The sequence below is a fragment of the Epibacterium sp. Ofav1-8 genome (assembly GCF_022348185.1).
Taxonomy (GTDB): Bacteria; Pseudomonadota; Alphaproteobacteria; order Rhodobacterales; family Rhodobacteraceae; genus Epibacterium.
Genome location: NZ_JAKRFD010000004.1, coordinates 186,827 through 200,550, shown reverse-complemented (window position 1 = coordinate 200,550; position 13,724 = coordinate 186,827). Strand labels below are relative to the sequence as shown.

At 62.6% G+C, this 13,724-nt stretch carries 10 protein-coding genes and 2 tRNA genes; 7 read left to right on the top strand and 5 right to left on the bottom strand.

The genetic code is table 11. From position 1 onward, the window contains the following. Positions 1–89 precede the first annotated feature (89 nt). Positions 90–422 carry a TfoX/Sxy family protein gene (locus MHM97_RS08370; RefSeq protein WP_239321755.1) on the bottom strand — a complete coding sequence of 111 codons (333 nt, stop codon included), beginning with the start codon at positions 420–422 and terminating at the stop codon, positions 90–92. A 403-nt stretch (positions 423–825) separates the two neighbouring features. Between MHM97_RS08370 and MHM97_RS08365 the strand changes: the two genes are divergently transcribed. After that, positions 826–2,091, top strand: a complete 1,266-nt coding sequence (locus MHM97_RS08365) for a mannose-6-phosphate isomerase (protein ID WP_239321753.1) — start codon at positions 826–828, stop codon at positions 2,089–2,091. Positions 2,092–2,526: 435 nt separating this feature from the next. Here the strand turns inward: MHM97_RS08365 and MHM97_RS08360 are convergent, their stop codons facing one another. Next, a complete protein-coding gene (locus MHM97_RS08360; protein ID WP_239321751.1) occupies positions 2,527–3,141 on the bottom strand; it encodes a response regulator transcription factor in 615 nt (204 codons plus the stop codon). Positions 3,142–3,484: 343 nt separating this feature from the next. On the opposite strand from MHM97_RS08360, the gene MHM97_RS08355 reads away from it, so the two are divergent. From MHM97_RS08355 to MHM97_RS08340, 4 genes are all read left to right on the top strand, one after another. Next, positions 3,485–3,958, top strand: a complete 474-nt coding sequence (locus tag MHM97_RS08355; protein WP_239321749.1) for an oxidoreductase — start codon at positions 3,485–3,487, stop codon at positions 3,956–3,958. 41 nt (positions 3,959–3,999) lie between these two features. Next, complete coding sequence (locus MHM97_RS08350; protein ID WP_239321747.1) at positions 4,000–6,462, top strand: hybrid sensor histidine kinase/response regulator; 2,463 nt, start codon at positions 4,000–4,002, stop codon at positions 6,460–6,462. A 250-nt stretch (positions 6,463–6,712) separates the two neighbouring features. After that, a tRNA-Asn gene (locus MHM97_RS08345) sits at positions 6,713–6,787 on the top strand. A gap of 223 nt (positions 6,788–7,010) precedes the next feature. Next, positions 7,011–8,837 carry a methyl-accepting chemotaxis protein gene (locus tag MHM97_RS08340; protein WP_239321745.1) on the top strand — a complete coding sequence of 609 codons (1,827 nt, stop codon included), beginning with the start codon at positions 7,011–7,013 and terminating at the stop codon, positions 8,835–8,837. A gap of 418 nt (positions 8,838–9,255) precedes the next feature. On the opposite strand, the gene MHM97_RS08335 is transcribed toward MHM97_RS08340, so the two are convergent. Together MHM97_RS08335 and MHM97_RS08330 are read right to left on the bottom strand one after the other, a co-directional pair. After that, positions 9,256–9,330, bottom strand: a tRNA-Asn gene (locus MHM97_RS08335). Between the two features lie 68 nt (positions 9,331–9,398). Beyond that, positions 9,399–10,322: an MBL fold metallo-hydrolase gene (locus MHM97_RS08330; protein ID WP_239321743.1), complete on the bottom strand. Its 924-nt coding sequence runs from the start codon at positions 10,320–10,322 to the stop codon at positions 9,399–9,401. Between the two features lie 57 nt (positions 10,323–10,379). On the opposite strand from MHM97_RS08330, the gene MHM97_RS08325 reads away from it, so the two are divergent. Both MHM97_RS08325 and MHM97_RS08320 read left to right on the top strand, forming a co-directional pair. Continuing rightward, entirely contained in the window at positions 10,380–11,705 is a 1,326-nt protein-coding gene (locus MHM97_RS08325) for an ATP-binding protein (RefSeq protein ID WP_239321741.1), read from the top strand. A gap of 192 nt (positions 11,706–11,897) precedes the next feature. Continuing rightward, positions 11,898–12,077, top strand: coding sequence for a PLDc N-terminal domain-containing protein (locus MHM97_RS08320; RefSeq protein WP_239321739.1), 180 nt, complete (start codon positions 11,898–11,900; stop codon positions 12,075–12,077). 245 nt (positions 12,078–12,322) lie between these two features. Here the strand turns inward: MHM97_RS08320 and MHM97_RS08315 are convergent, their stop codons facing one another. Continuing rightward, entirely contained in the window at positions 12,323–13,507 is a 1,185-nt protein-coding gene (locus MHM97_RS08315; protein ID WP_239321738.1) for an AI-2E family transporter, read from the bottom strand. Positions 13,508–13,724: the final 217 nt, after the last annotated feature.

The following is a 13,724-nucleotide window of genomic DNA, read 5'->3' as shown; positions in this document are numbered from 1 at the left end:
AGATTCAGAGTGGTCAACAGTGCAGGGGGGCACAGGGGGCAACAGCTGCAGACCCGGCCAGAGGGCTGGGCGTGCCAGCGGGGTAGGCTTTAGCCGGGGCGTCGCTCCACCACGCCGATCTCGTTCAATATCGCATCCAGGGCGGATTGCCCGCTGTCGAAGGAGCGCGCCTTGATCGCGTCGAACCGTTTGCGCAGCGCCTTCTTCTCGTCGCCCTTGCAGTCATTCCAGGGGCGCCCCTGCAGGGCCATCACCAGAACGTAATAGCCTATGAAATGCGGCTTGCTGCCTGATTGCAGCATCTTTGCATAAGCCGCGTCAGCCCCAAGCGCGCGCAGTTGCTCGGCGGTGTGAATGCCGGCGCGGGCACAGGCCTGTTCGTAGGCGGGGCCGAGATTGCGAATGGAGGTGATCGAGCTCATGCGGCGGAGCCTAACGCACCCGGGCGGGAAGGTCAGCCCCGAACTCGGCGGCACCGTCATGACGGGAGCTGGCGCGGAATCGGAAATCAGGCGGCAGATCTGATCTTGGTTAATGATTCCAATTGGTTGGAAAGATCATGGTTAATGCTTGTTAGCATTTCCGCGGCCAAAGACTGATACCAATAAATTCAGTAAATTTGTGACCCTCGGAGCGGTTCCCACCTATCCTAAAGGGGGAGCGCTATGCTTTCGCAAGGGGCAGAGCGACGTCTGGGTAGGAAGGTCTGTGACGCGTCTTCGTCTAAAACTGTATGCAATGATATACCAAGCAAGCGAGGTTCCCATGCTGCACCCGATTATTCTCGCCGGTACGCCCCTTCCGTCCAGCGTTGCAGAGTCTGACATGACCCCGTTGCACTTTGAAGACGCCCCAGGGGTGCCTAGCCGGTTTGAGCGGCTGTTGACGGCCCTGTCTGGCGATGTCTTTGCGCCGCCGCTGGTGGTCGCGACCCGGGACTGCGCCACGGTGGCCACACGTCAGGCGCAATGCGTTGCCGGCAGCAGCCTGATCCTGGAACCCGAGCAGCACAAACCGGCAGCGGCGGTGCTGAGCGCGCTCATGGCGCTGCGTGATCGGCCGCATGCGCTGGTGGTGGTGGCCCCGGCCAGCGCCGATTTTGCGGATGCACAGCAACTGGACACCGCCCTGTGCCATGCGATCCCCGCCGCCCAGCGTGGCGAGATCGTGATGCTGGGGCAGCGCCGCAGCCGCGCCTACATGGGGCACGGCCTGTTCGAAGTCGCAAGCGCGCCGCGGTCCTCGGCGCCGGTATCGGTGGACCGTGTGCTCACGTCGGACCGGCAGCCGATGTTGTCAGGCCTGTTCCACGGCAACCATCACCTCTGCGGGTTGGGGATCTATGTTGCACGTGTGGATACCTTGCTTGCTGCCTACAAGCGCCATGCCAGCCGGATTTTCCTGGCCGTGAAGAATGCGGCGCAGCGTGCCAGCCGTATCGGCGAGGCGACGCTGCTGGAGGATCGGACCTATCGCCGGATCAAAACGCTCAGCTTCGAACGGGCAGTGGCGCAGAAGGCGGATAACCTCGTGGCCGTGCAGCTGGATGTGAACTGGAGCGTGCATGCCGACTGGGATCGGGATCGCGACGCGGAACGGCACTCCGGTGGGCAGGACCTGTCCGCCTGGGAGGCGGACCTGGCCGCAGAACGGCAGGCGGCAGGCGCGCATCCCCACGCCGCGGACATGATGTCGGTTTACGCCAGCCTCGCGGAGGCTGAGGCGGGCGATGCACTGAGTGCCCACAGCGCTGAGCATGACTGGGGCCGCAAGGAGACACTGGCGATGGGGCCGGGGTTCTCGCTGCAGCGCTTGCTGGTCAACCCGGGCGAAAGCGTCGAGCTCTGCGCCGGAGACGGGGTCGCCGAGCATTGGGTTGTGGTGCAGGGGGCCGCCCTCATCACCCTTGGCAACCATGTCCGCCTGGTCTGGGAAAGCCAGAGCGCCCGCGTGCCCGCCGGTCGCTCGCGCCGGATCGAAAACCCCGGATCGGCACCGCTCCAACTGATCCAGCTGCATGTCAGCGCCCTGCCGGAAACGGCGCATGTCGCAGACCGCGCTGGAATTGTTCCCCCCGCCGGAGTTGCCTGACTCCCCCCCCTCTGATCAAGGCAACAACGGCACTCAGACGTCCCGCGCGCCCACGCGGGGCGTCTCTTTTGTTTCAGGCATCCCTGTCTGGCGTGCTGCGACGGGACGGGAAGGGGGAGGGCCGTGTGATCGGATCGGCACCGGGTCAAATCAGCCGGCGCGGCGGTGCCGACCGGGGCGCGGCCGAAGTATCCGGGGCGATTGGTTGCGGAGGCCCGGCGGTGCAGAACTTGGGTCTGCCAAAGCCTCTGACGGCGCGGTGGGGAAGCTCCCGCACGCGCTTGGGGGAGGGCGAGACCGATCCCTGTGGATGGACGCAGAACGCAAAACGCGCCCCGGCCCGAGAGGTGGGCGCGCAGGGGCGGGTTTCATCGGACCTGGATGTCGGTGTGCCGAAAGCGGGTGCGAGAGGAGACGCAAACGCGTCGCCTTCGATCAGAACAGGCCGGCTTCCTTGGCGGTGAGCGCCGCCTGGGTGCGGTTCTTGGCATCAAGCTTGCGGCACAGCGTGCGCACATGCAGCTTGATGGTGACTTCCTGAAGGTTCAGGTCGCGGGCGATTTCCTTGTTGGATTGGCCACGGCACAGACCATTCAGCACCTCGACCTCGCGCGGGCTGAGCTGCGCAATCAGCGGATGGGCCGGGGCCGCTGCCTCTTGCCGCATCAGCTCGACCGGAACATAGATTTCGCCCGCGCTCATGAAGCGCACGGCGTTGAGCAGCGATTGCGCCCCCATCGTCTTGGGCAGGAAACCGATCGCACCTGCATCAAGCGCTTCCTGGGCGGTGCGCGTCGGCGCGCTGCCGGAGAGGATGGCGACACCCCGGCCGCCATTTGCCTTGAGCGCCCGCTGCAACCCGTCCAGCCCGTTCATGCCCGGCATGTTGTAGTCGAGCAGAACCAGATCATAGGGTCCGTTTGCTTCGAGTTCCTGCATGGCGCGTGGCAGATCGGTGGTTGTGGTGATCTCTGCTCCGCCTTCCGAAGTCAGATAAGCGGAGATGGTGTCACGGACCATGTCATGATCGTCTGCGAGAAGGATACGCATATCGCCATTTAACCTGTTTTCACTGTTCTGATCTGACCCTACAGGCGTAAACGTTTCGAATCTATCAACTTCTGACTCATTTTCTGACTCAACGGTTGTGTTTGTATTCTGCATTTCGAACTCCTGAATCACCAAAACCGCTGAATTGTGGCGGGTGAGTCGAGTTTAATTCGCTCTCAAGAGGTCCGGGCCGGGGCAACCGGGTGCCTCCTGTGTGCGGCAGTTTACCGATATTATACGAAAGTCTAGCAGACTATACACAGGCGCTCATGTCCTCGCGGCAGGGGTGTGCCAGTATCCTCCCACGCCCGCTCTGGGTATGGTTTGCGTAAGGAGACACTTCATGAAACGCCTTTTGTCCGCCCTCATGGCGGTGTTTGCTCTCACTGTTTCCCTGCCGGTGGCGGCCGCGGAGGATGATATCGTGCTGACACTCCGCACGGACAGCGACAGTCATGAGTTCTCGATCGCCGACCTGCGCGCGGTGGGGGAGCGCAAGATCGAAACCACCACCATCTGGAGCGACGGCCTGCAGGAATTCGTGGGCGTGCCTCTCGACAGGCTGATGGCCCATGTGGGGGTCGACAGCGGTACCCTCGAAGCTGCGGCCGTGAACGACTATGCCGTGGAAATTCCGATGTCCGACGTGCGTCCCGGTGGCCCGATCATTGCCTATCTGCGCAATGGTGAAACCATGTCGCTGCGGGACAAGGGGCCGCTCTGGGTGATTTACCCCTATGACGATGGCGCGGAATTCCGTACCGAAGAGGTGTTTTCCCGCAGCATCTGGCAGTTGAATCGGATAACCGTGAAATGACCCGCCCGACATGCGGCGGAGTATAGGGAGAGCTCTCGCCTGTGACCCGCCCCTCGGCCCACACTTTGTACCGTCTGCTGCTGACCGGCGCTGCCGTGGTGCTGATGCTGCTGGCGGTGCAGGCCTTTCGGCTGGGCAAGGACGTGCAGACCCGGCTCGAGGCGCTGTCATCTGCGGCAACGGATAACCTGCAATGGACCTTGTCGCAGGCCGAGGTCGATTTTCTCAAATATCAAAGAGCCGCCGCGCGTGTTCAGGGCCCGTCGGACCTGCGCGCATTGCGCCGTCAATTCGACATCTATTACAGCCGCATTGCCACTTTTCGGGAAAGCTCCTCCTATGCGGGTATTCGCGAGACGCCGGAAGGCAGTGATTTGCTTGAGGGTCTGCGTCAGGGGTTGAACGAGCAGGCGGCGCTGATCGATGCCGCAGATGAAACCCTGTTGTCACGCATGGCAGAGCTGCGTCAGTTGATCCGCGACGAGGGCGACGATGTCCGCGATCTCGCCCTTATGGGCGTGGTGCTGCAGGCCGCCGCCGCCGGAGACGAGCGCGGCCGGTTGCACCAGCTGTTCCTCCGGCTGGCAGTGGTGGTGATCACGCTGACCTTTGCGCTCACCCTGACGGCGCTGGTGATATTGTTTCTCTACCGGCGGGGGCAGCGGCTGGCCCATCTTCAGGCGCAAGAGGCCGCGCGCACCGAGGCAATGGTCACCTCCTCGCTGGACGCCATCCTGATGGCCGATGAAGACGGCCGGATCACCGCCTTGAACGGCGCGGCGGAACGCATGTTCGATTACACGGTGGAGGAGGCCCTGGGGCGCCCCTTCCAGACGCTGGTGGACGTTGATCCAACCCTGATCGGTCAGGCGTCGGTGGCCGCGGATGCCGGTGACGGACGCATCCAGCTCACCGCTTATCGCAAATCCGGCGAGGCACTGCCGGTAGAGGTGTCGCTGACAATCAGCCGGTCGGGCGGCAGCCCCGTTCTGGTCAGCTATATCCGCGACATCTCAACACGCCTGCAGGCTGAAGAGGAACTCCGTCGGGCACGCGACGACGCGCTGGCGGGGGAGCGCGCCAAGGACAAGCTGCTGACGGTGATGAGCCATGAAATGCGCACGCCGCTGACGGGCATCCTGGGCTCTCTTGATATTCTTGAGGATGGCAACCCTTCGGCTGAGCAGGTACGGTATCTGCAGGCGATGCGGGTGTCCGGTGAGTTGCTGCTGCATCATGTCAACGATGTGCTGGAGCTGTCGCGCCTCGAGGCCGGTGCCGAACCGGAACAGGAACGTGTATTTGACCTTGAGGAACTGGTCGGCAGCATCGTGGACAGCCAGCAGGCCAACGCGGCCCGCAACAACAACGAGCTGAGCGTGTTTTGCAGCATCGGCACCCCAACCGGGGTGCGCGGGCGAACCCGCGGGCTGCAGCAGGTGTTGCTGAATCTGATCGGGAACGCGCTGAAATTCACCCGAGATGGCGCAGTCTCGGTCGATGTGTTGCGCGGCGAGGCGGATGTTGTGGAGTTCAGCGTCGCCGATACGGGCAAGGGGATCGCGCCGGAGGATCTGGAGCGCATCTTTGATGACTTCATCATGCTCGACCCCAGCTACAAACGCGGCAGCGAGGGCACCGGCCTGGGTCTCGCCATCTCGCAGCGGCTGGTGCGGATGATGGGTGGGGAGATCTCCTGCGAAAGCGAACCGGGCGAGGGCAGTATCTTCTCCTTTACGATCCCGCTCCCACCGGCGGAACTGGCAGAACCGGCCCAGGTTGCGCATACGCAAACAGGGCAGGAGGCCCGGAGTCTGCTGGTGATCGAGGACAATGACATCAACCGGCTGTTGCTGGAAAAGATGCTGACCGATCTGGGGCATCAGGTGGTCTCAGCCGCCGGGGGCGCCGAGGGGCTTGACCGGATTGCCGCGCAGCGTTTCGATCTGATCCTGTCCGATATCAGCATGCCGGACGTGGATGGCATGGAGGTGTTGCGGCGGGTGCGCGCGGAAAAACTGGCTGAGGGGATCGATCTGGTGGCGTTGACGGCGCATGCGGCGGCCGAGGACCACGCGCGGATCGTCAAGGCCGGGTTCGCCGAGGTTCTGACCAAGCCGATCAACCGCGCTGCTCTGGCCGATCTTGTGGCCCGGCGCGGGGGCGGCGCTGCCGTTGCGCCGCCGCAGCCGGACCAGGATTCGGATATTGCGCAGTTCGTCGAGGCCATTGGCCCGGAGAAGGCCCGACATTTTCTGGCAGAGTTCCGCAGCGACATGCAGAGCCTCAACGAGGTGCTCGGGCAGAGCACGGAACTCACCGAAGGCCACCGTCAGGAAGCGCATCGCCTGGCGGGGTCCGCGGCGGTGCTGGGATTTGCGGATCTGCGTGCATCGATGCTGGCCATCGAACAGGCGAATACAAACGCGATGCCGAACCTGGACGGGTTGCGACAGGCCTGGGAAAACGCGGACGGTCTGCTGAACCGTTATGTCGGTCGTTAGATGTCGTGTTGATGGCGCGTTGTGCCCAAGGCACAGCCACATGCGGGTCGATCCGTAGGATGTGATGGGATTGGCGGGCGGCGACAGAAATTTCGAGCAGGCGCCATCACTTTCCGGCATATGTTCGGTCGGAACGGCATGCGCTGAGCGACTGCCAGCACTTGACGGGACCACGCGGCAAAAAACTGGTTTCAAGCGCGTTTTTTCCTCTGGACGCCCCCGTCTGTGGCGTCTATATCCGCCCTCACACTCCGGCGTAGCTCAGCGGTAGAGCAGTTGACTGTTAATCAATTGGTCGTAGGTTCGATCCCTACCGCCGGAGCCAAAATTACCTAAAGTTTTGAGCACACAATCGCCGCCTTCGCAGGCGGTTTATGCGTGCGTGATTGCGCCTCATTTCAAGGCGCGGCCCAAGGCGCGGTGCGGATCCGTGTTTTACTAAAATACCGCATTTTGCGGTCCCTTTATCGCGCCGGCGGTCTCTCCCGACTTAACGAAATAACAAGTGTCTTGCGCAATGGTATCTCCGAACGATTTGGAGGGACACCATGTTCTTAAAGTCTTGGTTCCGGAACATGCCAGTGAAACAGAAGATCCTGCTTCCCGGGATGGCTGGTCTGTTGATGATGATTGGCGTTATCACGACGTTCTGGGCACAGCGCCTCTCGACCGCGCTTTATACCGGGTTCGAGGAGCAGGTCGAACTGACCGAAACATATATTGCCGCGCCGCTTGCGACCGCGGCATGGAACTATGACGAGGAACTGGCCAACACCACGCTGGCCTCCCTCGCCGAGCGCGAGACCTTCGTGTTTGCGCGTGTCGTCAGCAGCGGCGATGTGTTGTCCGAAGCCTTCAAGGGCGAGGAGATGCAGGAAGCCTGGACGCTGAAGGCAGCAGAATTGCTCGAAACCGGGGAAACCCGGCTGGTGGATGGCGACTTCACCTACTTCCGCACACCGCTCCTGTTCGAAGGAGAAGAAGCCGGTAACATGGTTTGGGCGCTGGACACCTCCATCATCGCCAATGAGATCATGCACGCCAATACGGTTGCGGCAGGTCTGGGATTTGCCATCTTTGCCGGTTTCTCCGTCATCTTCTACATGATTGCAGTTGCCGTCTCGCGTCCGATCAGCGACGTGGTCAACCACATCGATGCGCTGCAACATGGTGACACCACCCGGGATATCCCCGAAGCGGACCGCCGGGACGAAATCGGTGCGCTTGGCAAAGCGTTGGTGGATTTCCGCGACACCACAGCCGAACAGCAACGCATGGAAGAGGAAAAGCGCAAGCAGGACGCCGCCCAGGAACATGTTGTGACGGTGCTCAGCGACGCGCTTGGCAACCTCTCCACCGGCGACCTTACCGTGCAGATCACCGAAGATTTCCCCGCAGACTACGAAAAGCTGCGCACGGACTTCAATGCGCTGGTCAATCGCCTGTTTGACACCGTGTCCGCCGTGGTCGACGCCGCCGATAGCATTCAGAACGGCTCGACCGAGATCAGTTCCGCTTCGGACGATCTGGCGCGCCGCACCGAAAGCCAGGCTGCAACCCTGGAAGAAACCGCTGCTGCTCTGGATGAGCTGACCGCCTCCGTGCGTCAGGCTGCGGATGGGGCCAGCAGCGTGGCCAACACCATGGAAGAGGCAAAATCCGAAGCGGTGAACAGCGGAACCGTCGTCAACAGCGCGGTGTCGGCAATGACCGAGATCGAGCAATCCTCGAGCCATATCTCCCAGATCATTGGTGTAATCGACGATATTGCGTTCCAGACCAACCTGCTGGCCCTGAACGCGGGCGTAGAAGCGGCCCGTGCGGGCGAAGCCGGCCGTGGCTTTGCGGTCGTCGCCTCCGAGGTGCGGGCGCTTGCCCAGCGGTCCTCTGATGCGGCGATGGAAATCAAGACCCTGATCGGCGACAGTTCCAAACAGGTCGAACGCGGCGTGGATCTGGTCGGCAAGGCAGGTGAAGCCCTGCACAATATCGTCGAACGGGTCACGCAGATCTCCGGTCTGATTTCCGACATCGCCCAGGGCGCAAGTGAACAGTCGGCCGGTCTTGGCGATATCAACAGCGGCATGGTCGAGCTGGACCAGGTGACCCAGCAAAACGCTGCAATGGTCGAAGAGGCGACCGCCGCAAGCCATATGCTGAAAGCAAATGCCACCAACCTCGCGGAAATGGTGTCACATTTCAAACTCGGTGCCGGCACGCGCAATGTGGAACCTCTGGTGCCAGCTGCCGAAGAACAGCAGCACACAGCGCCCTCTGCGCATGGGGAGGATTGGGATTACACCCCGGAGCCCAGCCAGGCTGCAGTCGCAAGCGGTGGTGGCAGCGAAGCGACCAAGATCTGGGACGATTTTTGATCCGGATCTCAACGAGACCCTTTCATGAAAACGCGGCCCCTTGGGCCGCGTTTTTTTTCGTGCATGTCCTGATTGGTTGCCGTCCGCACCAGAGATCATGAAACGCAACTGTCAGCTGCCGCCGCGGCTGCCGGAGACCGGTGAAACATACGCGATGGTACGAAAACCTGGCCCCAAACCTCACGACGCAGGCGACTGCGCCTCTGATCTGGCCGGGCGACGGATTGAACCAAGTTGATCATGCGGGACGACGAGATCTGTCACGATGCACCAAAACCCCGCTGCGATCACATTGCGGAAACGCAGGTCGCGCGCTGATGGGTTTGGCAAAATACGGAACGGGCGCGTTTCTTCGTGACGACAGCGTATTAAACAAGAAAAATGACTTAGCGAACGCGCGCTAAGTCCTTGAAATCTTTGGCTCCGGCGGTAGGGATCGAACCTACGACCAATTGATTAACAGTCAACTGCTCTACCGCTGAGCTACGCCGGAGTGTGGGCGCCGATATAGACGCCACAGGCGGGGGCGTCCAGTGGGAAATGTGAAATTCTGAAAAAAATTCAACGGCACAGTTCGAAGATGGCTTCGCGCGCCAATGTCGCGGTCGGCCGCACCCGCCCGCGCTGATAGAGGTCAACGAGATGAGCCAGCACATTGCGTTCCGCCGCGGGGAGCAACGCGTCGGGGGGGTCGCGGTAGATGTGCCTGGCCAGGCTGGCGGCGTCGGCGGCGCCATGCGCAAGTTGTTCGAGGATGTCGGCCTCGCGCCCTTTGCGATGGGCAATCAGCCAGGCCAACCTCTCAGCGGGATCGTGCACCAGATCGCCGTGTCCGGGTAGAAAACACGTCCAGCGGCGCTGCTGCAGCCGCGCGCAAGAGGCCATGAAGTCCGTGAGATCGCCGTCCGGGGGCGAGACCAAGGAACTGGCCCAGCCCATGACGTGATCGCCGGAGAACAGCAGCCCCCCGATCGCGAAGCACAGGTGATTGCCGATATGACCGGGCGTGTGCAGCGCCTCGATCTGCCAGTCGGCACCTGCGATGATGTCGCCATCCGCCAGAGTATGATCGCAGACGAAACCGTGATCGATGCCCTCACCACCGCCGAGCATGCCCTCGGCGGCAAGCTGGGCCATGATCGCGCTGCGCCCCGTGGTGGCCGGGCCATGGGCATAGACAGGCGCGCCGGTGGCCTCCCGGAGCACGGCTGCCAGCGGCGAGTGATCGAGGTGGCTGTGGGTCACCAGGATATGGCCAATCCGCCCGCCCGGTTGCACCGCATCGAGGATGGCCTCCAGATGCGCGTCCGACGCCGGCCCGGGGTCGATCACCGCAATCTCGCTGTCGCCGACAAGATAGGTATTGGTGCCACGATAGGTCATCGCGGAGGGGTTGGGCGCGAGCAGACGGCGGACCCCGGGGGCCACCTCTTCGGGCACACCGGGTTTGGGGTTGAACCCGGTGTCGGCTTGCGGTCTGTTCATCTGGCACCTCCCGTATCGGAGCGCCGTTGCAATCGGCGCCCAAGCCTAGGCTTAGTCATGAAACTCTTACGTCTCAAATACTATCTCCCCAGAATGCCCTCGGGCATCTACGGGCGGGCGGCGCTGATCCTGCTGATGCCGGTGATTGCCCTGCAATTCGTGGTGTCCTTTGTGTTCATCCGGCGCGATCTGGAAGACATCACCCAGCAGATGACCTACACGATGGTGCGTGAGCTCACCTTGATCCGAAACGAGGTGACGCAGGCGGAGGATCGCGCGGCGGCGCTGGCCCGGCTCGACCCGATGATGGGGCCGTTGCAGATGTCGGTGCGATTTCTGGAGGCGGGCGCGGTGCCACCCGATCTGATCCATTTCGAGGATTTTTCGGGCCGGATCGTGCGCGCGACCCTGGCACAGAGCCTGCCGGAGTTCCTGTCGATCCAGCTGCCGCGGACGAAGGTGCTGCGCACGGTGGTCGACACGCGACACGGCCCGCTAGAGGTGGAGTTCAGCCGCCGACGCGTCAGCGTTGCCGCGCCGCACCAGCTGATCGTGATCATGGTCTTTTTTGGCATTCTGTTGGGCGTCATCGCCATGGCCTATATGCGCAACCAGCTGCGACCGATCAAACGGCTTGCAGATGCGGCCGAAGCCTTTGGCCGTGGGCGCATGATCCCCTATCATCCGCGCGGTGCAACCGAAGTGCGTGCGGCGGGAGCGGCCTTTGTCGATATGAGATCCCGGATCGAACGGCAGATCGAACAGCGCACGCTGATGCTGTCGGGGGTGAGCCATGACCTGCGCACACCGCTCACCCGGTTGAAGCTGGGCCTGTCGATGCTGGACGATGACGACGCCAAGCCGATGTTGCAGGACGTCACCGAAATGGAGAACATGGTGAATGCCTTCCTCGACTTTTCGCGCGGGGTGAGCACCAGTGCCATGGAGGAGGCCGACCCCTGCGCCCTGGTCTCGGAGGCGGTGGACAGCTGGACACGACAGGGCAAGAACGTGCTGCTGGTGGAGGCGGTTGGCAACCGTCCGGTGCCCCTGCGGGTGGCTGCGGTACGGAGGGCGCTCGACAATCTGATCTCCAACGCGGTGCGATACGGCACCCGTGCGCGGGTCTCGGTAGCGGTGATGCAGAAATCTCTGCGTATCCGGGTGGAGGATGACGGTCCGGGCATCCCGGATGATCTGCGGGGCGATGCAGTGCGCCCGTTCACCCGGCTTGATCCGGCGCGCAACCAGGATCGGGGCACGGGCGTCGGCCTGGGCCTGGCGATCGTGGCGGACATCGCGCGCGCCCATGGCGGGACCTTGCGACTGGAAACCAGCGAGGAGCTTGGAGGGTTGCAGGCGGACATCGTGATTGCACTCTGACCGCGCGGCGCGCCGCGAAAACGCGCCGAGGGCGGATGGGCTTTGACAGAGGGGGCTGCCCCCGCGTGGCGCGGTCGCGCCGGTGGGGCGTGCGCGTGTTTGTGCGGTTGTCAGGTCGGTGCCGTCAGGGCCGGTCGGGAACGAAACCGCGACTAAGGCGTTTCCGAAGCAACAGCTTCAAGGAGACAGCACATGGAATATGGTATTTTTGGCCTTCTGGTCCTGATCGCGGACATCTACGCGATCTTGCAAACCTGGAGCAGTGGCAGCAGCACCGGCGCAAAAATTCTCTGGACGCTTCTGATCCTGATCCTGCCCGTGCTTGGCTTTATCATCTGGTACTTTGCCGGTCCCAAGGGGCGCGCGCTCTAAGCGCAACTGCCCCGACAATCGGTTTCATCCGCACGAAATCCGCTGATTGCTGATCGCGTGCCGCAGATCTGCAAGGGTGTCTTGCCCTTGTGACTGCGGCGGGACGCGATTGGTATCCTCCGGATTTCGTGCTTTTTTGTGCCGGTCGTCCCGGTGGCGGCCGTTGGGGCACAACTGCGCATCGGTTGTCGTTGGCCTGTTTCGCAGGACGCAGGCGAGGTGACCAAATCGCGGCTGTCAATGTGCTAGGCGGCAGGGCGTGCGGCTGGGGCGCTCGAGTCCCCGAGAAAGGTGCCAAGAACGGACAGGGCGGGCACGTGATCGCACAGGGACTTGAGACAGACCAGAAGCGGCACCGCCATCAAAGCGCCCGCCACGCCCCAGACCCAGGCCCAGAGCACCACCGCCGCAAACACCGCAACCGCGTTCAGATTCAGGCGCCGCCCCAACAAGACCGGGGTCACGAACTGCCCTTCGATCAGAGTTGCCAGCAAATAGGCCAGTGGCGCCAGCACGGCATAGGACAAGGCGGAGAAGGTCACCAGCGACACCACCGCGCAGAGCACCACACCGGCAAGTGAGCCGATATAGGGCAGGAAGTTGAACAGGAAGGCGATCGCCCCCCAGACCACGGGTTGCGGCATGCCGATGATCCACATGCAACACCCAACCACGACGCCCAGACCGGCGTTGATAAGCGTCACCGACAAGAGGTAGCGCGAAATCCGGCGTTCGATGCTGTAGACGATCTGCAAGGCGCGGGTCTTTTCGGTCAGGCTGGGGAAGCTCTGCACGATTTTCAGGTAGAACATATCGTTGGAGGCCAGAAGAAACAGCGCCAGCACCAGCGCAACCATCGCGGTCGTGGCCAGCGTCACGATGTCAAGCGCGGTCGAGGCAATGATCCCCGGCTGGTCGATCGCCACCTTGATGACATCGGAATCTTCGGTGCTGGCGGCGATGTCTTCGACACGCTGCGAGGCTTCTCGGACTGTTTCAAGGGAGGAGGTGATCGCCCTCAACCGCTGTTCGAGTACGGCGCGCATGCGCGGCGCCTCATCGATCCATTCGGCGACCGGGCCGCTCAGCAGGTAGATGCCACCGGCCACCGTTGCCGCAACCGCCAGGACCAGCAAGCCCGCCGAGATCAGGGGCGGGACGCCGTGACGGGCGAGCCCTCGGGTCAGGGGGCTGAGCGTAAGCGCAATCAGCACCCCGAGTACAAAGGGGAGGATGACCTCCTTGGCAAAGAAGATCAGCGCGGCGGCGCAGATGACCACGATGATACCGAGAAAGTTCCGGATCAGGATCAGGTTGCGATGCGTGGCCTGCGTCGCGGCAGCGCCGGGTTGATCGAAGGTGGCGCTGGACACGGCGTGATCGGAGGCCGGTGAGGCTGTGCCATCCGGCGCTGGATTGGTGGGTTTCATGATCTGGTTCTCTCTCCCTGACGCAACGACAACGCAGCCCGCGCCAACTCGTTCCCGCGGCGCTGCCAAACCTTCACCGTGGTCTTGCTGCGATCTGTGTCACAGCGGTCTGACGTCGCCTTGCGCGCGCTGGCCGGGTGCGGGTTCTGAGCCGGTTCTTGCGCAGGACGGCGGCAGCCCGCGGTTTTTTTCAGGAACATTTTTCACCCCGTCCGGT